Here is a 25,157-nt window from a genome sequence, read left to right on the forward strand (position 1 = left end):
CTAGTTCCTCCCCATGATTACCATTACCTGATGCACGGAACCAGGTTCAGCTGCTTCGACCGAAGCTGTCTCCTGTCCATCCACCATAATCTTCTTCACGCCATGAGAAACATGTTCCGGGTTCTTCACGGTAATCCGGTATTCTGCATTTCTCCAGATTCTGCTTATTTCAAATCCATCCCAGCTTTCCGGAATGCACGGATCTATCTTCAGTTCCCGGAAATCCGGACGGATACCGAGCATGTAATGCGTCGCTGCGTAGTATGCCCAGCCCCCGCTTCCGGTCATGAACGGATGATGGGCTCTGCCATAGGTGGAATGGGCTTTGCCGGATACAAACTGGCAATAGCTGTATGGCTCTGCCCATCTCACTTCAATCTGATCATTCTGGTAATAAGGCGTTAATGCATGGTAGTACTCCATAGCCCGATCGCCATGACCCAGCACACACTCTGCTGCCCATACCCATGGATTGGAATGTGAGAAGATCGAACTGTTCTCTTTCAGACCAGGATAGACCCTGGTGATAAATCCCACTTCATCATCCGGCTTCGTATAAGCAGGCGCATTGAGCAGGATGCCATACGGAGTAGCCAGATACTGATGCACCGACTCCATCGCCTCTTCTGCCCGGCCTTTCTCAGCAGCTCCGGATAATACTGCCCAGGCATTGGACTCCAGATGAATCTTTCCTTCTTCTGACGTTTCCGTTCCGATCGGTCTGCCGTTCTCCGTGAACCCGCGCAGATACCAGTGTCTGTCCCAGAGCACGTCATTGCATGTCTTCTTCAATGAAATCAACAGATCTGTATAGTGTCTGACATCCGCTGCCTGATTCTCATACAAAGCAATTTCAAGAAAGCAGTTCACTGCCTGAACAAGCAGGAACGACACCAGCGCTGACTCTCCTTTCCCGAGATTCAGACAGTCATTCCAGTCAGCTCTGAGTCCCCTGCAGATTCCATGTGTGCCGACTTCTTCCGAAGAGAAATCAATGATCTTCTTCAGATGCTCATATACGCTGCCGCTGCCGCCGTCTGCGTATCCGTAAATCTCATCCAGGAATCCGAACTCTCCGGTCTCCTTGACATATTCAGCAATGGTGGGAACCAGCCACAGAGCATCATCTGCACACGCATCGTCCAATCCATGGACATGATCTGCTGCCTTGCTTTCAGGAATCACCGTAGGACTCCTGAAGGGCTTCTTCTTCGGCTTCTCCGTTTCCGGCTCAAACCATCTCGGTTCAAAGAGATGAATGCCATATCCCTTCTTCGTCAAAGCCCGTAACAGCTGAACAATCCGTTTCCTGCACCCTTCCGGATCCGCAGCGATCACGGTCATCGCATCCTGAGCCGTATCCCGGTATCCGAGTCCGGTTCTTCCGCCTACTTCAATGAAGGACGCAAACCTGGAGAACATCACATTGATCGATGCCTGATACAGCGTCCACGTATTGAGCATCGTATTCATGCCTTCATCCGGGCACTTTAGTGCAAAGGTATCCTGTCTCTTCTTCCAGAACTGATGCAGTTCTTCATAGGCATGATCCAGAACGGAAGGGTCCTGATACTTCTTCTTGATCGCTTCTGCTTCGGAAAGGCCTCCTTCGCCAAGGAAATACAGCAGTCTCACCGTCTGTCCAGGCAGCAGGATCAGCTTCTTCTGCAGCGAAGCACAATGATTCCCGCCAAGCTCCGTGCTTCCCGAGCATCTTCCCTTCTGCACTGCAATCGGATCTGTCTCGGTATGATAGGTTCCGAGAAACTGATCTCTGACGCAGTCATATCCAGTCGGCTGGAAGTTTGAAGTGAAGTACTGATATCCCTCTTCTTCATAGAACAGATCATAGAGAATTGTTCCATTCTGATAAGAAGACCCAGCACAGTAAAGGCTCATCTGGAAGTTCTGATTGTCGATCGGAATCTGATGAAACGAAAACTCCGCATACGAGAACACATCGATCACTCTGGTCCGAAGATCATGGTTCGTGATCTTCACATCCCAGACCAGGGCTTTCTCTCCGATCGGAATGCTCAGCTTCTCACTGGCTGAGATCGAGTCATAATCACATTCATAGACGGAATAGGAAAGCCCATGCCGGCACCGGTACTTTGCTTTGCGCAGATCCTTGCCGACCGGCTGCCAGGAAATGCTCCAGTAATCTCCGCTCTCTGCATCTCTCAGGTAGATATAGTATCCCGGCCGGTCCATCGGCACTCCATTCGCCCGGAATCGGGTGATCCGATGATATTCCGGCGACTTGAAAAACAGATATCCGCCAGCTGTATGATTGATGACTGCCGCCATCTCTTCCGTGCCCAGATAGTTCGTCCAGGACTCCGGCAGATCGACCCGGTCGATCACATACTCCTGCTTCTGATGATCAAAATGTCCGTATTGCATGATTCCCTCCGAAAGGATTTCTTCAAGCTTATTCTAGGAAAGCCCTTGCAGAGAGACCATGACTCAGATTGTCAATTTTTGCGGAATCTTATTCATCGTAAAAACCGCATCTCGCGGTTTCTAGATCCGATGAATTCTGGAGGTATCGTATCTGTCCTGCTGAGGATGCCCTTCTGCCGGATACCCGATCGGAATCAGACAGAACGGATCCAGTTCGGAAGGAATATCACAGACCTTGCGGACTGCATCCATACGCTCTTTGTCCGGAGCAACTGCCATCATGACTGCCCCGAGCCCAAGCTCATCCGCCTCCAGCAGGATGTTCTCCGTGCAGATCGCAAGATCCACATCGCCAAGCGAAGGAGCCATCAGCCCATTCTTCCGAACACACGGAACCATGACCAGCATAGCTCCCTTTGCGGCACCCGCATACGGCGTGCTCACAGAAAGCTTCTGAATCGTCGCCTTGTCTGTAACGACATAGAACTCCCAGGGCTGCTGATTGCAGGCACTCGGTGCCTGCATTCCTGCTTTCAGAAGCAGTTCGATCTTGTCTTCCTCAACTGGTTTTTCCTGATACTTCCGGATGCTGACGCGATGGAAAATGCTGTTCATATCATTTCTCCGTTTCTGTTTTTATCTTAGCAGAAACAGAATTTCTTCATAAGCATCATGCCAGCTTCATCTGACTACGGGCACGCTTTTCTTCTTCAATGACCTTCACCGCATTGAGATAAGCCAGCCGGCAGGTCGGAAGAATATAGAGATCTGCTGCAATCCAGGCGGCAGGATCTGCAAAGCATACCGCGGTATAGCCATACTTCGGAACCAGAATCATGCTGACAAGAATCCGGGCAATCATCTCAAATACACCAGAAAGAATTGCCCTTCTGGACCAGCCAAGCCCTTGGGTGCTGTAGCGGAACACATTCAGAAAACCAAGCACGACAAAGAACTTGGAAATCGTCTGCAGATACTGTGCACCTGCCGCAATGACGGCTTCATTATCTGCCGATACGAAGATCGAGACGAAATCCGGAGCAAACAGCTCCATCAAGATGCCGCTCGCGATTCCCCACACGATGGCAGCTGCGGCGCCGACCACGAACCCCTGACGGATCCGCTTCGCATCGCCATAGCCGTAATTCTGCGAGGCAAATGTGCATACCGCAGTGGCCAGCGCATCAAACGGGCACTGCATCATAGTGTTGATCTTCGAACCCGCCGCAAACCCGGATACATATACCGTACCAAGACTGTTATTCGCTGTCTGCATCACCATGCAGCCGATCGCAGTAATGGAATACTGCAATCCCATCGGGATTCCCATATTCAGCATCTTCGCAGCATGGAACTGATCCAGCTTCCGTTCCTCTTTCCGGATATGCAGAACCTCATATTTCTTCAAGATCACGAACAGGCAGAGAACCCCGGAAAGACCCTGCGAGAAAATCGTCGCAAACGCAGCCCCACCGACGCCCCACTTCAATACCAGAATGCAGAAGAAATCCAGGAAGATATTCAGAATGGAGCTGAATGCCAGAAACAAAAACGGAGTTTTCGAATCTCCGATTGCCCTCAGAATCGCGCTCACATAGTTGTAAAGCAGAGTACACGGAATTCCCAGGAAGATGATGAAGAGGTACCAGTAGCTGTCTTTGAAAATCTCTGCCGGTGCTTTCAGCATCGTGATGATCACATTGCAAAGCAAAGCACAGACCACCGTAAGCACCACTGCAAAGATGGCAGTGATCACTGCTCCGTGATATACATACCTGCGCATTTCACTCTTGCGGTCAGCCCCGAATTCCGTCGCAACCGGAATCGCAAATCCACAGGCAATGCCGATGCAGAAACCTAATACCAGAAACTGCACAGAACTTGATACGCCAACCGCAGCCAGCGCATCCGCTCCAAGCGTCTGGCCGACAATCGCAGCATCTGCCATGTTATAAGCCTGCTGGAACAGATTTCCAAACAGCAGCGGCAGCATGAAATTCATGATCAGAGAAAACGGTTTTCCTTCCGTAAGAGATGTCGTCATACCGTATTCCTCCTTGCACGATGAATTATTATAGGAGCTTCCCTTTCCTTGTAAAGAAGAAAACTCATCATTCCAGAAATCCCGGAAAGAGATCCTTTCTTCTATCCAGAGTTCTTTTCATTACGCATAGAAAAACCAGACACTCTCCTCTGCATGCATGCTGCAGAAACTCAGAGCGAATGTCTGGCAACAGGATCTTTGAGCAGACGCTCACAATTATCCTTCTCCAGGAAGAATCATCTCACTGATCATACCTGCCTCTTCAGCAGCTTCCATGCCCATCCTGCAATCAGGAGAGAACTGATCAGACTTAATGCATTCTCTGCAATCCCTGAATGGTCAGCAGTATTCGGCGTATATAACCTTTCAGAGATCACTTTCACATTCCCGTCAGAGTCAGTACTCGTTGTAACAGGTTTCTCAGAAGCACCAGGAGATGGTACTGGCTTCACACTGGGAACTGGCGTCACTTCTGGAGTAGATGTTGGTTCCGGGGTTGCACTGGGTACCGGCGTAGTCTCTGGAGTAGACGTTGGTTCTGGCGTTGCACTGGGTACCGGCGTCACCTCTGGAGTAGATGTTGGCTCTGGCGTTGCACTGGGTACCGGCGCCACCTCTGGAGTAGGCGTTGGTTCTGGCGTTGCACTGGGGACCGGAGTGACCTCTGGGGTAGACGTTGGTTCTGGCGTTGCACTGGGTGCTGGCGTAATCTCTGGAGTAGACGTTGGCTCTGGCGTTGCACTTGGTTCTGGTGTCACCTCCGGGGTAGACTCAGTAAGCAGCTTCTTTCCGTGATAAGCCCACATATGGCCTTCGGAGTTTGTTTTGACAGATGCAGCGATGATGCAGCCATTGTAATTTCCACCACTCAGAGCAACGTGTGCATATGGGGCAACGATATGACCGGTGATCGAATGCCCGTAGCCTTCATTCGTTACTTCTGATGCATTCGGGAAGGCGAATACAATGCCTGCTCCGGATTTCTGATTCTCAATGCTTCGATATTCATTTCCTTCTGAATCCAGAACAAAGGAAGGAAGAGATACCGTTCCTTTTGCATCTGATTCCAGAATCAGATCTTCGGAAGCATTTCCTGATACCTGGACGGAATATCCTTTCAGACTGATCCCTGATTCTATCTTGTAAGTGTGCCCCGTTTCCAGTATGAGGGTCATGGTGTTCTCCAGATCCTGCCTGGAAATGGTACGATCTGCTTCTTTTCCAAGAGATAATGCCTGGGCTTTCAGATCTTCCATTCTGGCAAAGTCTGCATAGCTGTCTGATACTTTTACCTGTTCATTATGAACCATCCCATCCGCACCGAGCTTCCAGTGATGATTCATGTCTACGCTGCTGCCAACATAGGTAGGAACATCGCTGTAGGTACCGAAGTTGCTGGAGGCGATATCCGTTCTGAACCAGGAAGGAACTTCATGAGGATAGCCTGCGACGTTTCCGACCGATAGTCCACCGAAGAAGTTTCTGAAACTGCCTCCGCAGATTACAGGACCTACTACATGCGTCCCATCATAATCGCCGGAAACAAAGATATTGTAGTGTTCCAGGATATAGCCGAGATCATATCTGCCGCCATCTCCTTCAAAGGTATTCGGTCCTTCTTCCGCCCGGACTGTTCTGCTCATCCCTGCAATAAGCAGGAATGCAAGAACTCTGCAGAATCGTTTCCTGAAATGATCGTTCATATTACCCCTCGCTCATAAGAGACAATAAGATGAACCGTCATTTCTTTCCAGACTCTTTCCCCGCTCAGACAACAGGAGTCAAGAATTGCTGAGAAAAGTCAAAAAAATCTCCCGGGATTCCAGGAGATGTCAATCAGTAATCAATCGCCGCCCTCTGCAGAAGTTCCAGATACTGTCTTCTCAAGAACAGAAGATGATAGGACATCGTCAGCTTTGCATCAACTGCTTTCTGATGCTTGATTCCGCTGAGTACCTGACGATAGTTGCGAACTGCATACAGGAAGTCCTTCGGCTGCAGGGTCGACGCAAAGAAACGGATTCCCTGAGTCAATAGAGGTGTCATGCGCTCCATGACAATGTTATGGCTGGAGTCAGCAATCAGCCGATAGAACTCACATTCTTCATCAACACAGGAAAGTCCCTGATCAACTTTCTGAGCCATCAGATTCAAGCAGTCTTCCATGCGTTCAATATCATGCTGGTCACGCTTTTCAGCTGCGATCGCTACAATCTCCGGTTCCATAAAAACAAGAACTTCAAGAATATCACTGGTCAGCCGGTTATGATCCGGATACATATCAAACCCGAACGGATCATCTGCAACCCCGTATTTTTCTGAAATATAGGTTCCTGATCCCTGCCGGATCGTCACGATATTATGGGACTGAAGAATCCGTTCCGCTTCTCGGAGTGTATTTCGTCCTACATTCAGCATCTCGCAGAGTTCTTTTTCAGTCGGCAGCTTCTGTCCCGGCTCATAACGATCCTTCTGGATCATGGCTTTGATTGCTTCTGCAGTCTTCTCCGCCAGTGTCTTTTTCGATGTCATCAGAAATACCTGCTTTCTGCTTAAATGGTAGGACAAATGATACATTTTTTCAACCGGTTCCAGCAATAATACATAGGATCTTCCCGATTGATCCCATCTATCAAGTCACAGCCAGGCAGCTGATTCTTTCTTCCATCAGTACAATCAGCACAGCTCTTCCGTTCAGTCCATCCCTTTCCGCACACTTCGGAAAACCATTGCTGGGAAGATTCTTCCTTTTACGGTCAGTGCTGTTTCTTCCTGACCCTCCGGCAGGATCAGATTTACTGACAGCAGGGTTTCTGCATGAGAAAGATCGGAGGTTCTGCCAAACAAAAAAGCCGACATCAGATCGGCTCTATATCATTCAGAGGTAAAGTGAGCTAGGCAGACTGAAATTGGGGTAGGTATTTCAGCCTGCTTCGCTCTTGGACATTGGACCAACCATTCCTCTGATCAGTCCCTTATTTCTAAGAGATCGAAGCAACTCCAGAAAAAGATTTTTTATTTTCTGTACTTGTTCCTCTGGTAGGATAACACATTTCACATTCAATAGCGAACAATGATGAATGATTTTTCCGAACCGGTTCCAGGCTCTCTTTGTGGAAAAAGAAGTCGGAAATCAGCACTTCAGGTGGTATAAATAATGCATAGACAGAAGGAGAATGACCATGGGTTTATTTGATGCATTCAAGAAAAAAGAGACACTGGCTCCGATTGAGGTTTCTGATGATTCCGTCATCGCACCAGCGGACGGAGAGCTGATCGACATCACGACAGTTCCCGATGAAGTCTTTGCTCAGAAGATGATGGGCGATGGAGTTGCATTCCGTTATGCTGGTGATAAAGTGACGCTCTGCGCTCCGGCAAACGGAGTCTTATCGGTTCTGTTCCCTACGGGACATGCGTTCGGAATCACGATGGCAGATGGAACCGAATTGCTGGTTCACTGCGGCATCAATACCGTAGAAGCAAACGGCGATGGCTTCAAGCTCTGTGCAAAGAAACAGGGAGACAAAGTCAGAGCAGGCGAACCGATTGTAGAAGTCAATCTGAAAAAGCTCGGAGCAAAGTATGATATGAGCACCATGCTGATCTGCACGAACGGTGCTGATCACCCGATGACATTCTCCAAGCCGAAGACCGTCAAACGCGGAGATTCAGTTCTCGGCTGATGCGGCATAGACAGTAGAATTGCTGCTGGAGATCGCCAGATCCCATAAGCTATCATCCAGTTCCTTTACGGCGGTGTCGATGACCTGATAGGTCCAGACATCGCCGTTGAAGTCTTCAAATACAATCAGATCACCAGTTTCCAGAGAATCCAGAAACCCGAACTGATCTGATCTTCTGCTCCCATTGATTACCAGGTCTTTTCCCTTCGGTGAACCTGAAATGATCACCGGGCAGAGATTGATATCCGTATAGGTGCTGCCTACCGGCCAGGATCTGTCATATTCCGGAACCGAGAGCATTCCGACACAATCAGTTCCATCTACTTCCTGTACCGGAAGCACTTCTCCATCTCCATCAGCAATTCCTGCTTCGGTCTGCGCTGGAAGAGCAGCAGAAACCTCTTCTGCAAGCTGTTTTCCCTTTCTGATCCAGTTCTGTCTCTGAAAACCGAGATAGATCGTAAACACTAATGCTGCAAGCACTGCAGCAGATCCCAGGGGGATCAGGATTTCTGTATGTTTCTTCATAATCTGAAAAGAGCAGGTTCTGAACCTGCTCTTATTGTATCATTGATCGTTTCTTAACCGTGCGCCGGCATAGATCATCAAGGCTCCTGCACCTGCAAGCAGGGAGATCCATAATCCCATGTTCCAGTCATCTCTGGTATATGGGGTATATGGCCTTCTCGCAGAAGTCATCGGGGTAAATGGTGTCCTCGTCTGCGGAGTAAATGGAGTCGGTGTCGGGTTATTCTGAGTCGGCGGCGCAGTTGGCGTCGGGGTCGGAGTTACGGCCGGAGTCGGTGTTGGCGTCGGCGTAGTACCTGGAGTCGGAGTAGGAGTTGCGGTCGGTGTCGGAGTAGCAGTAGGCGTTGGAGTTGGCGTTGGCGAAGGAGTCGAAGTTTCGTGATGATATGTATTGGTAATGCGGAACTCCATTCCATTCTTTGATACCGAAGCCGTATAGCCAGCTGGAACATTCACTTCTGTTACTGCCCAGGTTCCTTCTTCAGGCAGATCCTTCCATGTATAGGACCAGTTATCAGACGCATCGAGAGTAACCGGATCTCCGTAAGAACGCATGTCATGGATCAACTGAACCTGAATGGAAACAGGCCTTGCAGCACCGTCACCATCACCAGCCCAGAGCTTGGATACCTTCAATTCAGCAGTATTATGACTCTTCGGAGTAAATACTCCTTTGATCTCTCCGGAGACATTATAATTCCATGATTTTCCTTCCTCTCGATTCGGAACGCTCAGAATCATCGTTGAGGCAGTAAAGCTTCCCTGGTCATTCGAATAAGGTTCACCTAAGATCAGATATACACCCTGTTTCAGACTGCTGAAGATCGCTTTTCCTTCCTTGATTTCTGCCTTCTCATAGGAAAGGGTTCTTGGACCGATATAGCCAGCAAGCGTTTCTGCAAGCTTGGCCATATGATCTTCTTCCCCATCATAGAGACTGATATCAACCCCGGATTCATAGTACTCGCTTGCCAGGGCAGCTTCTCCATTTCCTGTCACATCAGCAAACCTGTAAGCCCGGAATACGGCTCCATCAATATTCAGCCCATCTCCAGCCGTCAAGGTAATACTGCAATCATCATGCGGAACAATCTCTTCCGCAAGTATCTTCAGAGGCTGAGCAAGCATCAGCATCCCTGCGAAGAATGCTGTCAGAATCAGCCGCAGCTTATATCCTATATTCATTTCTGCTCATTCCCCTTTCTTATGTTTCTTTCCAGCAAAGATCATTCTCACCAGCATGACAATCACAAGTACCGGCAGACCGATCACAAGTGCAACGGTCATCGGCTCAACCTGCACGGCATCACTCACAATCCGGACATGATTCTGTTCTACCGTATCTACCCGATGCCCTCTTACAAGCAGCCTATGAGTATTGACTCCATAAGGCGTGCAGGTAACCAGCGTGCACAGATCCTGTCCCTCTTCAATCTCGATATCTTCCAGTTCATCCGGAAGAACTACCTTGATCTGATCCACCTCATAGGTCAGGGTATCTCCCAGAACCTCGAGCATGAACTGATCCCCTTCCTTCAGCTGATCAATATCTGTAAACAGCTTGGCAGAAGGAAGACCCCGATGTCCGCTCAGCACACAATGCGTACTCTCTCCCCCGACCGGAAGAGAAGAACCCGCAATATGCCCGATCGCAATTTCCAGAACCGAAGGATCCGTTCCGTGGTAGATCGGAAGCCTGACATTGATCTTCGGAATCACGACATAACCCATGATCCCGGTACCAGTAACATCCAGAAGACTGTTATATTCCGCAGTCTCTGCTTCATCCAGGATATACCGATCCTCTTTTCCTACCAGAGTCTCGTTATACGCTCTTGCCTGCTCCAGCATCGTCTCATACTGTGCATCATCCAGTGAATTCACCTGATCCACATAAGATGCAATTGCACGCGACTGATGCATGGAATTCCACCAATCGCTGAAGGTCGGGTACACCAGGAGGGATACACCTGTCAGGAATATCAGGAACAATATGAAATTGGAAAGCTTCTTCTTCAAAGGAATCCCTCCGAACCATCAGACATGGAAGAGAGATCTCTCTCCCATGCATTACTCTAAACCTATTTTACTGCGAAAACTCAGTTTGCTTTCTTTCTTGCAGTAATCATCACACCAGCAAGAACTACCATTGCACATCCTGCTACATAGAAGATCGTGGTACCGATACCGCCAGTAGAAGGCAGCGTGGAACCCTTCTTGTTGACAATATTCGTGGTAAGGGAGCCCTCTGTTATGTTCGCTGCAAAAGTAATAGTGGTATCAGCAGAGCCTGTCAACTTGTCACCGCTGAGTTTAGTAAGCTCAGGAACATCTGCAGTTTCAGAATGCTCAGCATCAATGCAAAAGTACTGATCCGCAATGGTGTTATAACCTTCCGGAGTTTTTGTTTCTTTTAGTACATATGTACCATCATCAAGACCTGCGGAAGTAAAGGTCGTTGCATCTTTTTCTTTATTACCCGTCAGAGTAAATGTTTGTACAACTTCTTCCGTTTTATCTGATTTTACTTTGCTGAGAGTAAACTCTGCACCTGCAAGAGGCTGAGTTTCCTCATTAACCTTATTGACAACAACTTTGTATGTGAAAACGATGTTCTTGTCATCCGGAGTCTTGCCAGTATCTCCTTCACCTCCCTTGTTCGGGTTGTTGGAGTAGGTCAGGTTGACAGTATTCGGGTTGCCAGCAGAACCGATGACTGCGTTCTCGTTGAGCTTTGCGGAGTAGGTGACAACTACCTTTGTATCCTTATTAAGCGTGACACCCTCGATTCCTTTCAGGTTTTCGCAGGTCCAGGTTACAACCGTGCTGCCGTCTTTTGTGGTTACTTCTTCTTTGAAAGAACTGGTAACATCCGTATTACCGATGGTGATCTTTGCATTTTTGGCAGTGTAGGTGAGGCCTTTGCTCATGGTATCAGTGAAGACATACTTATAAGTCGTGTAATCGGCAATATTGGACGGCATTGAACCTGTGATCTGGTAAGGAACAACATCGCCGATATCATAGTCAGCGGAATCCTGCCAGCCTGAGGTTTCGCCTGTGCTATCGTTCTTATCCTGAACCTTCTTCACAACCGTCGGCACATCAGACTTAATCTTTACTTCTGCGTCGCCTACAACCTGGACAATAAACTTCGTGTAGGCACCGGATTTATCCGCCTGTGAACCATTCTGATCCTTGACGAGATAGTATCCTGCAGCAAGACCATCAATGACCGTCTTGTCTTTTGCTGAGGTAACTGTCTTTACAGGCTTTATCAGCGTAAGCTTTTCCTCGAGCTGGGCGATCGTCATCGTTCCACCGCCCAGGGCTTTCGCGACATCCGCTGCACTTTCTGTCCCATTATAGGTGACGCCAGTGCCCCACTTTACATTGGACAGTACCTTGGTTCCATCTTCTTTGGTGGAAAGATCACCTGTGAAAATCTGATAAGCTTCATAGGTATGCCCGGTCGCGGTTCCAGTAAGAGTAAGGGAATATCCTTCTGCAAACGCTGTGAGCCCCATTGATAGAGCCATAAGCAGTGATAAGAAGAATGCCGTGAAATGCTTTGTAATCTGTTTCGTCATAAATGTTTTCCCCTCGTTTCGGGAAGCCCCTCCGTTACATTAATCGGAAGAAGCTTCATGCTAATGAATGATGATTCTTGATGTAAGAGCAGCAGTTTGGCCGGTCTGCTATCCGGTGGTAATCTGTCTCTTTTCAGACTGCGACCTGAATCATGTAAGCATTGTCCGAAAGTCTTTCACTCCGGCGCTCTGGTCTCATAGAAAAGGGATGTTCTTGAACGTTTCACCTTATTCGGAACCGCCCCCTTTCCCTGCATTCCTTTGAATCTGCAATTATCTCACCGCAAAAACGGTTCCTGCCAGAAGCAACAGCAACATTCCCGGAGCCATCCACGGCAAATCTCCAGGACCGCCGGTGGAAGGAAGGACGAAAGACTGCTCTTTACGATTCACACATCGGATATTAAAACTGCTATTTCTCTGATACGTAAAAGTACAATAGATCTGGTTTTGAGTCAGCGTCACTCCGTTCACTTCAAATCGTGAAGTTTTGTACCCGGCAGCATTATCTTCAATAATAGTGTACTTCTGTCCTTCTTCGTAGAATCCCTGTTCTTTTCCATTTACTTTTACCTTGGGCTTGAGCTCGTAATAGCCTCCTTGTGTAACACTAACAGTTTCAAAAGGAGTTTTATTCAATTCATCCTGTGTTGTTTCTGGTGTAACCTCGCCTTTGTATATCTTAAAGGTGAAGCTTACAGTCTTATCCTCCCCAAGAACATTTCCTTTACTATCTTCAACAATCTTCTTAATGATAGGTTCTGCCGGGATCTTCACTCCTACCTTGGGCGGTTCTGCAGTAAGATAACTTCCGGAATCATTTAGATTGCTCATATAAGCGTATCGGTATCCGAAGGAATTCCATGCGATATCTCCTGGCGCTGCACCTTCTCCCGCTGTACACGTGAATGACACTTTCAGATTCCAGTTGCTTGGAAGGACAGCATTGTTCGTGCTCACAGCATCATCGTTAAGTATATTGCCAAGTTTATTACCAACTTTGTCCGGTATTAAAATGATGCGGAAGGATTTAGCTGCCTCTGGTTTTGCAATTTTCCAAGCATCACTCTCGCCGCCTGCCCAATCAGCACTGGTGAACGTCGTTTTATCAGAGTAATTCAGCTGATAATCGTCCGTATCGAGTGTTATTTCTTTGGTTTGTCCACTACGATCCTTGCCTGTCAAAACTATCGCAAAATTTGGATTTTCTGACAGGTTTATAGTATATTCGCTGTCTCTCCGTTCACTCGCATTGACCACGCCAGTATCATTGGGAGCAGGAAGTGTATCAATCATTGTGTATGAATAGAGTGAACGTTTCGAAACATTTGTCACGCTCGCAGTATAGCGGAAAGTGTCCAACTTATCGGAAATCGTAATGAAGTTATGTCCTGTGGAAATATTATATCCATAGGCTGTATTCGAAAAATCATCTTCCTCCGTTACCTGCTTGTAGGAAATGGTCGCTCCATCTCCGTACATGTTCACGTAGTCTCCTGAAGAAACGCCAATATACTGACTTCCTTCTGCATTCTTCTCCAGCTGGCCTCTTTGGACGCCGTTGTAATCGCATTCCTGTTGAGGTTCGAAATAGGCTTCATTTGTAAGTTGTCCCTGGAAACCAGCCGATGTATATTGTGTGATTACAGTAATCTCTGCGTAATCACCGGCGGGAATCGTATATTGATCATCTTGAGCTTTCCATACGGCAATGTTTAGACCTCGATTTTCCTCTTTCGATGCACTTACATCAAGATTGATTGTTTTGCCTTCTTCCCATGGTTTGCTGCCCAATTTCCATGTTGCAGTAACAAATTTGTGTTTGTTGATCAGCTTATCCCGGAACGTGTAATTTGTAATAGGAACCGTACCATCGTTATAAAGCCTTATTTTCCATTCGATCTGGCACTGGGAACTGATATTCTGGGAATGATCTGCCGGCAAATCAACCCAGTTCGGCCAATTTTCTCCTGTACTATCCAATGATTCTCTATAGCTGACAGCCGTCTTCTGAATCCCTGGGATCGGCATGTTAATTGGATAGATGGTCACAGTTGATTCAGCAGTTTTTGTGGTATCGCCCGTATCTATTTCTGTACAGGATCCATTATTCTGAAAATCATCATATGGAGTATTTCTAGTTTCTACTGTTACCGGGCTCAGTTCCGCATCCTTATCTACCTCTGCACGAATAACATTTGTGACCGGCTTACCAACCTCCATTGTGGATTTCCCGTTCACATTTTTAACCTGGCACCAGACGTTAAATACAATTGCCTGCTTTGACGCTAGATCTACACCTCTTCCTCCATTAATGGAAAAAGTAATGGCCTGTCCATCAGCTGATGATGATGAAATCTTATTCTTATCGGCAATCGAATATCCATCAGGCAAGTAAAAACTCGAGCCACCGATACTTTGCTGTTGGTAGATTAATGAATCGATCGATTGTGTATTTTTCGGATCTGAACCCTTATTATAGTCTCCATTCACTATTCCGTAATAATTCAGTTCCTCTGGAAGAAGATCTGTCAGTTGCGATAAATGAAGAATGCTCTTTCCTGTGTTGGCAAAGATAACGCCATATTCTACATACTGGAGCTGATCTTTACTAAAAGTTGTTTTTCCCGAAATGCATTTCCCATTCCCATAATTCAGAGCGACAACGCTTTTCTGTAAATAGTATTTTTTCTCTATATCTGGGCGATGCTCAACATGATCTTCCATGCCATCAGCACGGAAAAAATTCTTGGAAGAGCTGTAATTAGGTTCCGTTAATGTCTTCCCATACCATTCTGCAAGAGCATCACTGTCCGGCCATGTAAGTTTGACAGTCTGTTCCAATATATCCATATCTGTTTTGATATTGATATCAGGAAAGTGGATTTCCCCATCTGAAACTTGATATGGGTATCGCCAGTCACCTGTTACTGCGTTGGTACAAAAACCGCCTTCCTTATCGACGAAAACAGTTTTGTCATTCCAGTAACTTTTCGGCAGTCCTTTAGAGCTGCCAGCATATGGAAGGACATCACTCACATTCTTAACAACTGCGTCAACATGATTTGGATTATGAATAACAAGCTTATAGGTATATGTTGCCCCCGGTTTCACCTTAATATTTTTTACCCATTCGTTCGTCTGATCATCTTTGACAAATTTTTCAATTTTAATCTCGTTTCCCTTAACCTTGATGTCTTTACTGGCTTCCGTCTTGCCGGAAGTTGCCTTATTCGTCAGAGTTATTGTCTCTCCATTAAGATCTGAAATTTTTGACTGCTGAACCTGAGCTCGGTAACAAATATCTGCACTCTTAAACTTTCCATCCGCATTGGAAATTGTCCATGACAAACGAAAATGATCTGCAGCATATGTGATCGTGACTTTACGTCCCTTTTCATCTTTTAACACTGCACCGTCGTTGGCAAGTTTAACCAAATCATCAAAATTATTGACTTCCGTGCCGCTATCATTTTTAAATCCATACGGCATCAGACCATTCGGCAGGTCATCATAAACTTCGATATCTCCTGTCTTGGGATTCGTTTCATCATTTTTGACATGAATCGTATAAGAAACAATCGTTTGATCTTCGTAAGGTTCATCCGCATGGTTCTCGTCTAGTACGGCATCAGTCACCTCTTTGGAAAGGGTCACCCTTCCTGTCTGCCCCCGGAATCCGCTCTGTCCCTGTGTCCCGTCATCAAGCGTTGCCACATTCTCAAAATAGACATTTCCTTCGCCGTCTGTATTCGCACCCGATGCTTTTGATGCATTAAATACAACTTCATATCCCAGTGTCTCAGTAGTCTTTGCCGGAAAGCCATCCGTATACTTATAATTTTTGGTTATCGTGGCTGTGCCATCAGCATTTATCGTTACATTTACCTGGTGACTGTTTCCAGCCGAATCTTTTACATAGACACCTTTCTTTTCAATATTCTGTCCATTATATAAATCATCGATAGAAAGCGGATTCTGACACTGTCCGTCACTGTAAAGCTTAAGCTGCAAATAAGCAGGCAGAGTATCTGTCAGATTGTAATCCTTATCCGCTGGATAATCGGTATCATTTTTTACAGTCACTGTAAAATGAACGGTTTTCCCATTTTTCGTTGCTATAATGTTTCCCCATTGATCTTTGTTATCACCGGTCTTTTTGACGGAAAGATGCCCATAATTCAAATGGCTGATAACCGTATCGCTTACATCTTTATAAGAAGCAGTGTTCGATACATCAGTCGAAACATTTTCCTCTTTCAATGCCTTCACATCCTTAACTTTGGCATTGATACTTAGCTCTATTTTGCCTTTGGCAGGAATAGTTTTCTTATACTCGATTGAATACGTATCGTCGCCATTTTTCGTAACAGTTACACCCTCGATGTTATTCAACCGGTCGAATTCATTCTGGTCCAGCATCAAAGCTTTCGGAAGTTGATCCAGAATAACGGAATCCTCTCCTGTAATCTCGGTAGAACTCTTATTGGATACCGTAATTGAATAGTCCACAGGATCACCGGGCTTTAATGTCTGACCTTCTTTAGTGCTTGTCTTGTCAATCTGATAGCTGGTGTATTTCGTTGTTGTAGTAACTGTATCCTCCGAGGAAGGTCTTTCATCTCCAACGATAGGATACTCGCGGATAACCACTTTATTTGAAATATTGTTGTTTTCATTACCGCTGATTACTATATTGATATAGCCAGAATCTAGCACTAATTGATCCGCGCTGAGCACTCCAGACCATGAAAGGTTTTCTATCTCTCCATTCAATCTATTATCCTGACTATTCTTGTTTTCATTGTTAATTTTCAGGTTATAGGTAATTGAGCGCCTGTCATCAGAAACCTGAATATTCGTGATCGACATATTCGGTTTCAGACTCAGCTGCCAAATTGTCTTCCCACTCCCGTCCGTAATCTTACCGGAACCTTTGTCGATGTCACAATTTTCTGGCAATGTGACTCCTTCCGGTAGAGAAACAGTGTCATCCACTTCTGCGTATTCCGTCCACCTCATCCCACTGGTGTCCCGGTTTTCAGAATTTGCCGAATACGTATACAGAAGATCCCCTGTCAGCTTCGGACTGGACGAATTGCTGTCATCGATCGATATTGTGTTAGTATCCGTGCCATTTACTTTTTTATCGATATCATCCCACTGAAATGTTGATGTCCAAGTCCCGGTCGCAGGAGTTCCGATATTATCATTGTCGGACAGCGGAATCTCCGTTCCATGCTCATCACATTTTTCTGGCGTCAGTTTCACTTCTGTATTGTTTGGCGTTATTCCGTTGTTCGTTTTGAAATCAAGTGGAACAATTGCTGTAGCACCAGCCGGAACGCGATAAATAACAGACTTCGAGGTCTCATCAAAATAGACACCGATCTCTATATTTTCATGCGAATAATTGTCTTCTATTGTGATGGTATCCCATGGCTCGGTCTTTATATTATTCTTCAATGTTACATATTGTCCAAGCCCGCCGATCGCGACTTTAACATAGGAATTATCTCCCGTATTCGCGCTGGAATTTGTCAGTCTGACTCTTGCATTCAGTTCCTCACCAGAATTAGTTGATATCTTCGAAGTGCGGTTGCCACTATTATCCAGAAAATATACTTCGCAGGTTGTCCCCTGATTTACCTGATTCCCCTGCTCATCCTTCACATCTACCAGATACTTGCTGCCATCATTCATAGCAATGGTCAGTGTCTCATCAGAAGTAAAAGGCTGAAGGCTTGTCAGCATATAGTCATTATCCCGCTGCTCAATGCTAACCAGGCTCGGATCAGAGAAAGAGACACCTGCAACTTTATTGATATCGAAGTCTATATCATGTTCGCTGTCATGCAGACCAAGCTGACTTGCCAAAGAAGAAAGCAGAATAGAGCTGCCGCCTTCCATGGAATACGTATAGCCGCTGAAGGTGAAGTCTACCGTATATACAATCGCATATACAGAGAACTGATCTGCATCAAACACCACCTGGTCTTCTGCAGGCTTTTCTTCTTCTGAGAGATTCTGATCCGGAACCTGATCTACGACTGCAGTAGAGGTATCTTCAGTCTGATCCGGCACATGCACGACATCAACACTCTCAGCCTGGCGGATGACATCAGAAGTCATCGTCACTCGGATCTGCTTCTGAGGTTCAATGATCGTTCCTTCAGGGTCTCTGAAGGTAATGTCTACTGCTACTGCAGAAGGATTCTGCAGCTCAGACGCCTGCTTGGCATCTTCCAGAATGCTCTGATCCTCTACCGAAGAAAGCTCCATGGTGGTTCCTTCCGGGAAGGTGCCTGCTTCTGCTTTCACCGATACGGTGATGCCAGTAGTCTCTTCTTTCCGCTCGAAAGACATCTCAGACATGCTTGCAGGTGCTTCGGTGGCGGCTGGTGAAGAAACCGGTTCCGCCGTTTCAGGAAGAACCGTGCTTTCTGCGGATGGCTCCGGAGCTGCTGTTTCGGGAATCAAAGTGCTGATTGCGGACGGCTCTGGTGCAGCGGTCCAAGTAGGAGACTCTGAGGGCTGCGTACTTTCAGAAGGAGCAGGTGTCATTTCAGTCACTGCATAAGCAGCTGCTTCAGGAGAAGGAGTGCTCTCCGGAGATACTGAAAAAACCGGCTCTTCCGAAGTCTCAGTTTCCGGCTCTGATGTTTCCGCAGGGATCTCTGTAACCTGAACTTCCCCGTCATCTGCGGTAACAATATAACTGCCGATATTGCCCGTACCAAGGATCATCGAAACGCTTAATCCCCAGGCACAGACTTTCCAGAATTTTCTGAGTCTGCGTGTTCCGGTTTTCCGGCTTTCGCCACGTTCAAAATTTCTATTCATGCTGCTACCCCTCAAGCTTTTGGACCGCTTTGCTGCTGCGTCAGCTCAGCGTTTCCATTTCATCCAGCGGGAAGATGCGCAATACCAGTTTTCCTGCAATCATTTCTTCCGGAATGCATCCGATTGCAGAACTGCGTGAATCGATGGAGACGCTGCGATTGTCTCCTAATACAAAATACTTTCCTTCCGGTACCTCAAGCGAAAATCCGATATCCGCCTGTCCGGTTCCCGGATTGCTCACATATGCTTCCGGAACGACCTCTCCGTTGACACGGACTGTTCCGGACTCATCTATTTCGATCCGATCGCCCGGCAGACCAATGATCCGCCGCACGAGAATCTTGTCACTGTACCTGATAGCTGCCAGATCGCCTTCCTTCAGATCCTTGCTCTTTAAAGACAGCACGATGTTTCCTGCCTGCAAGGTCGGATCCATCGCATCCCCGGTAATCCGGAACACCGGAAGCACCAGCCATGCCAGCAGAAGCACACCGGCAAACGTGGCTGCCAGAATCAGAATCGTCTTCCGCAGTTCTCGAAGATACTGCTTCCGGGACACCTTCTGTTTCTCTTCAGGCCTCTGATCAGAAGACTCCTTTTTCTCTGGTACTCGCACGTTTTTCTTCCCCATCGGTTTCCGAATACGCCGGGATCTCAGTCATCTCGCAAAGCCAGACAAGATCCAGGATTGATTCCAAGTCATCCTATCTATTCAAGGTTGCGATGCATTTATCAACCTTTGGTCAGCTTTCGTTGTCATTGTAGCACAATCATGCAGAGAATCCATATTCTGAGCCAATATTCCGCATCATTGTCAATGAAAATAAAGCTTCCCCGAAAAGTTTTCAGTCTTCGGCTGAAACCCTTCTCTTATGCTGGAAACGTTTACAGAAGCACTGAAATGCCATTTTTTCAGTCATTTTACAGATTGAATCGTTATTTTGTTTTCACAATTCATCCCATCTATTACTGAGCATGATTTCTTCCGTTTCTCAGCCAGGTGATCCCATCTATTCCTGAAACTGTTTCAGGTTTCCAGTGCCTGCTTAAGGCTCCAGCCAGCCTGCTTCGACTGCACGATCCAGGTTTTTCGTGATCCAGTCATAGACTTCCGGCATAAACTCCCGAATGATTCTATTTCTTCTTTCGACATCTTTTCGATGTACTTTCCCTGGTTCCCAGGAAGATCCATGCGACAGAATGCTGTTCAGAAATGGCTGAAGACGATCCATGCAAGCGGCATATTTCGCATCAGGAGCCTGCATTGCATCAAACTCTTCCCACAGCCTGCGCATCATCTGCCCCTGATCCTCGGGCAGCTGTGCAAACACCAGATCCGCAGCTTTCTTCTCCCGTTCCGCCTGTGTCCGGACTCCTTCCGGATCATATGCAAAGGTATCCCCTGCTCTGATCTCAATGAGATCATGAATCAGACACATCTGAACCTTGCATCTTGCGATCATAATGAGAAAGAAGTTCGTTCCCCATGCAGACGTTCATGTGCAATGTGCTCCATGTCATGCCGCGCATAGAGATGATTCTGCAGTTCATCGGCGGATCATTCGTCCGGATCCGGAGCCGGCTCTGAATCAGAAAAAGACCTTCTGACACACATCAGAAAGTCATTTCTTCCTCAGATTCTTCCGAATACCTGATCGATCTCAGCATCATCCATCATTCTGGAAGTATGGTTATCGGCATGTTCGAGAAGCGTATCGACATGATCCTTCAATGAGACATCGATGAAGCGGCTCACTTCTACTCCTCTCAGCACGAAGAACAGCATCGGATCTTCATCGAAACGCGCCCCGACCCCATACAGCACTGCTGCCACATGCTTGCACATGATGGCATAATCCGGACAGCTGCACGAAAGACTGATCTCAGCCGGACTCGGGAATAATCCGTTCTTCTCGAAGAACAGTTCTTTCATGTCATCCGGAAACTTCCCGGACAGAAGAGTCTCAAGGTCATCCAGCTTGCCGCAGCGATTCAGGATTGCCTGGCATTTCTCTTCGGAAAGCGGGCTCACCTTGATCTCAACCTTATAAGGAGCCTTGCGGCTGCCCTGCACCCGGGCATGAACCCTTCCCTTCTCTATCTGCAGATCGATGACCGAGCCATTGCGCACATAGCGCTTGCCCCGTTCAATCCGATTTTCATAGTCTGCATAACGCTCCAGATTCTCGCACCAGGAAATTCCCCACCAGGACGTGCAGATCTTTCTGCCGCTGATCAGCACCGGATGATAGACCACTCCCTTGCGCTTCGCCTTCTTTGTGCTCTCGTCTGCACGCTTCTTCAATTCCTCTGCAGTCGGCTGACTATAGTATTTTGTTTCATAATATCGTGCCATGCTATTCCAGCCTCAGAAGATTCATCAGATCTTCATTGCTCATTTCCGTGATCCAGCTTGTCTCAGAAGCACCGATCACATTCTCAGCCAGTTCCTTCTTGGAATTGATCAAGGTATCAATCTTCTCTTCAATCGTTCCCCTAGAGACCAGCTTATGGACCATGACATTCTTATCCTGGCCGATCCGGAACGCCCGGTCGGTTGCCTGATTCTCCACTGCCGGGTTCCACCAGCGATCAAAGTGAATCACATGATTTGCCCTCGTCAGATTCAATCCCGTTCCCGCCGCCTTCAGTGAGCAGACAATAAACGGCACATACAGATCAGACTGGAACGCATTGACGATCTCCGTTCTCTTCTTTGCCGGAACTCCGCCATGAATCACATATCCTTCTGCACCGAATATCTCCGACAGATACGCTGCCAGCGGACCCGTGATTTCCCGGAACTGCGTGAACACCAGAACCCGTTCCCGCTTATCCCGGATCGTCTCGCAGAGATCTCTCAGCATCTGGAACTTGCCGCTTTCTTCCGGGCTGAACCCGCTGTCGCCAAGATACTGATCCGGATGATTGCACACTTGCTTCAGCTTCGTCAGAGAAGCGAGCACCAGACCTCTGCGCTCCATGCCCGAAAGACCTTTGACACTCTCGGCAAGATGATCCGTGATCTGCCGGTACAGCACCGTCTGTTTGGCAGAAAGCGAAGCATAGTCAACCATCTCGATCTTATCCGGCAGATCATGGATAATCGTCTTATCCGTCTTCATTCTGCGTAACAGGAACGGACTGATCATACCCTTGAGCTTTGCATACTCCATGCCATCCGAGGAATCCATACCCGCACAGAACTTCCGGAAACTGTCTGCACTTCCAAGCAGTCCCTTGTCCAGGAAATCAAACAGACTCCAGAGATTGCCAAGATCATTTTCAATCGGCGTACCAGTCAAAGCCAGCCGCATCCTGGCAGGAATCTTCTTGACTGCCTTGGTCTGGCGGGTCAGCGGATTCTTGATGGCCTGGGCTTCATCCAGAATCAGACAATCCCATGTTTGATCCGCTAGACTCTCCAGACGATTCACCATTCCATAAGTTGTAAGATTCAGAAAATGAGGCTCTCTGATCTCCTGCTCCAGCTGCTTCTTCGGCTTTCCATGCAGCACATTCACATCCATATCAGGAGTGAACTTCCCTGCCTCTTTGACCCAGTTGCCGATCAGAGAAGCAGGCACAACCAGCAGCACCTTTGCTTCAGGATTGCGCGTCCTGAGCTGTTCCAGATACGTCAGCACCTGCAGCGTCTTGCCAAGACCCATATCATCTGCCAGGCACGCTCCGAACCCTAAAGACCCCATATAGCTCAGCCATTCATACCCGACCTTCTGATACGGCCGCAATACTGCATGAACGCTTTCCGGAACCGGAAGATTCCGGATCTTCTCCGGATGACGCATCTGATTCAACAGACCGCTCAGCCACCTGCCATTCGTGATGATCTCACCATTATCCGGGTCCCGGTCATCCTGTTCCATCTGCATGCGCAAGGCCTGCATCAAGGTGACCGTATCCTGGGCATGGTCCATCTTCTTCAGCAGTTCTTTCAATCTGGCATGATCCACATGAACCCATCTGCCCTTGATCATGGCAAGCCCATCGGACTGCTCCAGCAGCTTTTTAATATCTGCCCTGGTCAGCTTCATGCCATCGACCGTCAGCTCCGGTGTCGTCTCCATGATCGAATCAAAGCCAAGCAGAGAAGGCTGCTTCTCGCCAACCACCATCTGCAGCGACACATTCATCAGCTTCTTGCGCCACCAGTCCGGGATCCGGCACAGGATTCCGCACTTTTCAATATCTTCCACCTGCTGCAGAAACGAAAACGCCTCTTCGGCAGTAAAGCGAAGCGGATGAAACAATTCTCCGCTTTCCACCATCGTCTTCACTGCCGGCGATACTTCAGAAGCCCGATTGAGGCAGGACAGCAAGGCAATCAGTTTCTTGCGATCATTCCCATACTGCGTCAATGCATACTTCAGCGGATAATGATGCACCTTGCCATCCTCTCCTGCCGAAGCATATGTAGCCATGAACGCAAACGGATACCCCTCTTCCTCATTCCGATTCTCAACCAGATGAAAGAAGATCCTCTCCGGCACATGGAGATTCTGATTCTTCTCGGCAAGATACATCTGCACCGTGCCATCATAATTTCTGATCTCACTGCGGAATATCTTCAGCAGTTCCTTATAAATCGCCTTGATCCACGAAGCTGTGACATTCTCTGCTCCGATTGTAAAAGGAACAGAATTCAGCAACGCATCCATCCGTGTCTCACTGATCTTTACTTTTGCCCTGGAACGATCCAGTTCCAGCTGCGGCGAATCCGTCAGACATTGGAAGAAAGAAGAAGAAACCTGATACAGAAACGCAGCCGAAGGAGAAAGATTCTCCGGCCTTCTTCCCGCTTCGAACGCATAAAGCGCAGGAATGCCTCCCTGCTCAAACCATTTCCGGTTCTCTTCACTGTACCCGGACGCATCCGGATGAAATCCCTCCGGAGTAAATACAAAGCGCAATGATTCCGTCTGTTCCATTCTGTTCTCCCTTTTCAACAGTATAGCATTCACAATCTGTTGTATCTCATCTGGCCGCTTTCAGAAATCCGCTTCATGGGGTTTCTCATACTTTTCAGAGAAATGCCTCATCTCTCTCTGAGTAATCAGCACTTTTATCAGCCATCTTTATGCTGATCCTCAGGCAGGTGAATTTTACTGACATTTTTCAGAAAACCTATCACTGGTAAATGCACTGATGGGGGGGGAGCGGTCATATTTTATTGATTTCGACTGATAAAAATCATGCTCGCTGATCTGTGCTTGAGAGAATGAACTCCTTGAAAGCAACGGAAGCAGCACAAGGGGCGAAAGACTTACGGCAATACAACCAAACGATGGCATTTACGCGGAGATGGTCACAGAAGTCATTAACATTTCTTCTTCAGCATTCGTTTCAATAGGGTATACCTTAATAGCAGACAATGTGCCGGAATTTTCGACAGAAGAATTTATTTACATAGCAACGCATTTGATGCGGAAAAGTTAAATGCGGTATAATTTATACAAATCTATGATGCAATCACAGATTTGTATAAAGCTTCCTATCACACTTTAAATGTTACAGGAAGCTTTCTACTTAAATGATACGATCACAGCGGCCTATCATCCCATGGCTGAAACTCATGGGTTTTCCCGGCCGTTTTCAATAATTGGCGAACCTTCTTCAAGCCATGCAATTTTATTTTCAACTTGCCAGAAGGTTTTTCCATCAAAAATTGAAGCTTCAAGGAATCGTTTCTTTAATCTATCCATGCTGCTGTCATACATATCCAGAACAGTAGCATATCCATGGGGATCGCCATTATTGTCGATGATGGAACGATAAAGCTTATTTTCTTCTGTTTCAGCTCTCCACCTATTTACCCAGAAATGTGAAATACCTGTTTCAGGGTTAGTATCACCCTCACACCAGTAAATATAGCCACTAAAGTAAATGGTTTCTTCGCTATACCATCCGGTATCCAGAAATTGGCTGAGATTACCGTTGATCATAATCCGTATTCCTCCAAATACATACGTATTTTTTATAAATATCACTATTCATAGTTTTCGAAACTTTTCCACCCATAAATCGATTGATATTCTTATC

The 25,157-nt window shown here is 47.1% G+C and carries 16 protein-coding genes; 1 reads left to right on the top strand and 15 read right to left on the bottom strand.

All coding sequences use genetic code 11. The features are described 5' to 3' along the window. From C7E00_RS12205 to C7E00_RS12225, 5 genes are all read right to left on the bottom strand, one after another. The gene (locus C7E00_RS12205; protein WP_105304523.1) at positions 1–2,406 is read right to left on the bottom strand and encodes a glycoside hydrolase family 94 protein; all 2,406 of its coding nucleotides are present in this window, start codon (positions 2,404–2,406) and stop codon (positions 1–3) included. 120 nt (positions 2,407–2,526) lie between these two features. Further along, on the bottom strand, positions 2,527–3,021 hold the full coding sequence (locus C7E00_RS12210; RefSeq protein ID WP_105304524.1) for a nitroreductase family protein: 495 nt from the start codon (positions 3,019–3,021) through the stop codon (positions 2,527–2,529). A gap of 55 nt (positions 3,022–3,076) precedes the next feature. After that, complete coding sequence (locus C7E00_RS12215) at positions 3,077–4,450, bottom strand: MATE family efflux transporter (RefSeq protein ID WP_105304525.1); 1,374 nt, start codon at positions 4,448–4,450, stop codon at positions 3,077–3,079. Positions 4,451–4,698: 248 nt separating this feature from the next. Continuing rightward, positions 4,699–6,093 (bottom strand): collagen-binding domain-containing protein, encoded by a 1,395-nt coding sequence (locus C7E00_RS16640; protein WP_167836590.1) that lies wholly within the window; start codon positions 6,091–6,093, stop codon positions 4,699–4,701. A gap of 193 nt (positions 6,094–6,286) precedes the next feature. Continuing rightward, complete coding sequence (locus tag C7E00_RS12225) at positions 6,287–6,982, bottom strand: FadR/GntR family transcriptional regulator (protein ID WP_167836591.1); 696 nt, start codon at positions 6,980–6,982, stop codon at positions 6,287–6,289. A 650-nt stretch (positions 6,983–7,632) separates the two neighbouring features. Between C7E00_RS12225 and C7E00_RS12230 the strand changes: the two genes are divergently transcribed. Next, entirely contained in the window at positions 7,633–8,136 is a 504-nt protein-coding gene (locus C7E00_RS12230) for a PTS sugar transporter subunit IIA (protein WP_105304528.1), read from the top strand. Here the strand turns inward: C7E00_RS12230 and C7E00_RS12235 are convergent. From C7E00_RS12235 to C7E00_RS12290, 10 genes are all read right to left on the bottom strand, one after another. Further along, positions 8,122–8,664 carry a sortase family protein gene (locus tag C7E00_RS12235; protein WP_105304529.1) on the bottom strand — a complete coding sequence of 181 codons (543 nt, stop codon included), beginning with the start codon at positions 8,662–8,664 and terminating at the stop codon, positions 8,122–8,124. The genes C7E00_RS12230 and C7E00_RS12235 overlap by 15 nt on opposite strands. Positions 8,665–8,703: 39 nt before the next feature. Next, a complete protein-coding gene (locus C7E00_RS16375) occupies positions 8,704–9,849 on the bottom strand; it encodes a Cna B-type domain-containing protein (protein ID WP_204378624.1) in 1,146 nt (381 codons plus the stop codon). Positions 9,850–9,855: 6 nt separating this feature from the next. After that, positions 9,856–10,683 carry a class C sortase gene (locus C7E00_RS12245; RefSeq protein WP_105304530.1) on the bottom strand — a complete coding sequence of 276 codons (828 nt, stop codon included), beginning with the start codon at positions 10,681–10,683 and terminating at the stop codon, positions 9,856–9,858. 80 nt (positions 10,684–10,763) lie between these two features. Next, positions 10,764–12,254, bottom strand: coding sequence for an isopeptide-forming domain-containing fimbrial protein (locus tag C7E00_RS12250; RefSeq protein WP_105304531.1), 1,491 nt, complete (start codon positions 12,252–12,254; stop codon positions 10,764–10,766). A gap of 273 nt (positions 12,255–12,527) precedes the next feature. After that, positions 12,528–19,097 carry a hypothetical protein gene (locus C7E00_RS12260; RefSeq protein WP_135358225.1) on the bottom strand — a complete coding sequence of 2,190 codons (6,570 nt, stop codon included), beginning with the start codon at positions 19,095–19,097 and terminating at the stop codon, positions 12,528–12,530. A 40-nt stretch (positions 19,098–19,137) separates the two neighbouring features. Next, complete coding sequence (gene lepB / locus C7E00_RS12270; RefSeq protein ID WP_105304535.1) at positions 19,138–19,728, bottom strand: signal peptidase I; 591 nt, start codon at positions 19,726–19,728, stop codon at positions 19,138–19,140. 415 nt (positions 19,729–20,143) lie between these two features. Beyond that, positions 20,144–20,560, bottom strand: coding sequence for an HD domain-containing protein (locus C7E00_RS12275; protein ID WP_105304536.1), 417 nt, complete (start codon positions 20,558–20,560; stop codon positions 20,144–20,146). A 170-nt stretch (positions 20,561–20,730) separates the two neighbouring features. Next, the gene (locus C7E00_RS12280; protein ID WP_105304537.1) at positions 20,731–21,453 is read right to left on the bottom strand and encodes an SWIM zinc finger family protein; all 723 of its coding nucleotides are present in this window, start codon (positions 21,451–21,453) and stop codon (positions 20,731–20,733) included. Position 21,454: 1 nt separating this feature from the next. Continuing rightward, positions 21,455–24,046, bottom strand: coding sequence for a DEAD/DEAH box helicase (locus tag C7E00_RS12285; RefSeq protein WP_105304538.1), 2,592 nt, complete (start codon positions 24,044–24,046; stop codon positions 21,455–21,457). 642 nt (positions 24,047–24,688) lie between these two features. After that, entirely contained in the window at positions 24,689–25,060 is a 372-nt protein-coding gene (locus C7E00_RS12290) for a hypothetical protein (protein ID WP_105304539.1), read from the bottom strand. Positions 25,061–25,157: the final 97 nt, after the last annotated feature.

Source organism: Anaerolactibacter massiliensis, assembly GCF_900290205.1.
Classification (GTDB): Bacteria; Bacillota_I; Bacilli_A; order Erysipelotrichales; family Erysipelotrichaceae; genus Bulleidia; species Bulleidia intestinalis.

What these genes read in the sequence shown, in the direction of transcription:
- C7E00_RS12230 (WP_105304528.1), top strand. Translation starts at nt 7,633, where the DNA reads ATGGGTTTATTTGATGCATTCAAGAAAAAAGAGACACTGGCTCCGATT.
- C7E00_RS12225 (WP_167836591.1), bottom strand. Translation starts at nt 6,982, where the DNA reads ATGACATCGAAAAAGACACTGGCGGAGAAGACTGCAGAAGCAATCAAA.
- C7E00_RS16375 (WP_204378624.1), bottom strand. Translation starts at nt 9,849, where the DNA reads ATGAATATAGGATATAAGCTGCGGCTGATTCTGACAGCATTCTTCGCA.
- C7E00_RS12280 (WP_105304537.1), bottom strand. Translation starts at nt 21,453, where the DNA reads ATGGCACGATATTATGAAACAAAATACTATAGTCAGCCGACTGCAGAG.
- C7E00_RS12210 (WP_105304524.1), bottom strand. Translation starts at nt 3,021, where the DNA reads ATGAACAGCATTTTCCATCGCGTCAGCATCCGGAAGTATCAGGAAAAA.
- C7E00_RS16640 (WP_167836590.1), bottom strand. Translation starts at nt 6,093, where the DNA reads ATGAGCAGAACAGTCCGGGCGGAAGAAGGACCGAATACCTTTGAAGGA.
- C7E00_RS12235 (WP_105304529.1), bottom strand. Translation starts at nt 8,664, where the DNA reads ATGAAGAAACATACAGAAATCCTGATCCCCCTGGGATCTGCTGCAGTG.
- lepB (WP_105304535.1), bottom strand. Translation starts at nt 19,728, where the DNA reads ATGGGGAAGAAAAACGTGCGAGTACCAGAGAAAAAGGAGTCTTCTGAT.
- C7E00_RS12260 (WP_135358225.1), bottom strand. Translation starts at nt 19,097, where the DNA reads ATGAATAGAAATTTTGAACGTGGCGAAAGCCGGAAAACCGGAACACGC.
- C7E00_RS12250 (WP_105304531.1), bottom strand. Translation starts at nt 12,254, where the DNA reads ATGACGAAACAGATTACAAAGCATTTCACGGCATTCTTCTTATCACTG.
- C7E00_RS12290 (WP_105304539.1), bottom strand. Translation starts at nt 25,060, where the DNA reads ATGATCAACGGTAATCTCAGCCAATTTCTGGATACCGGATGGTATAGC.
- C7E00_RS12285 (WP_105304538.1), bottom strand. Translation starts at nt 24,046, where the DNA reads ATGGAACAGACGGAATCATTGCGCTTTGTATTTACTCCGGAGGGATTT.
- C7E00_RS12205 (WP_105304523.1), bottom strand. Translation starts at nt 2,406, where the DNA reads ATGCAATACGGACATTTTGATCATCAGAAGCAGGAGTATGTGATCGAC.
- C7E00_RS12215 (WP_105304525.1), bottom strand. Translation starts at nt 4,450, where the DNA reads ATGACGACATCTCTTACGGAAGGAAAACCGTTTTCTCTGATCATGAAT.
- C7E00_RS12275 (WP_105304536.1), bottom strand. Translation starts at nt 20,560, where the DNA reads ATGATCGCAAGATGCAAGGTTCAGATGTGTCTGATTCATGATCTCATT.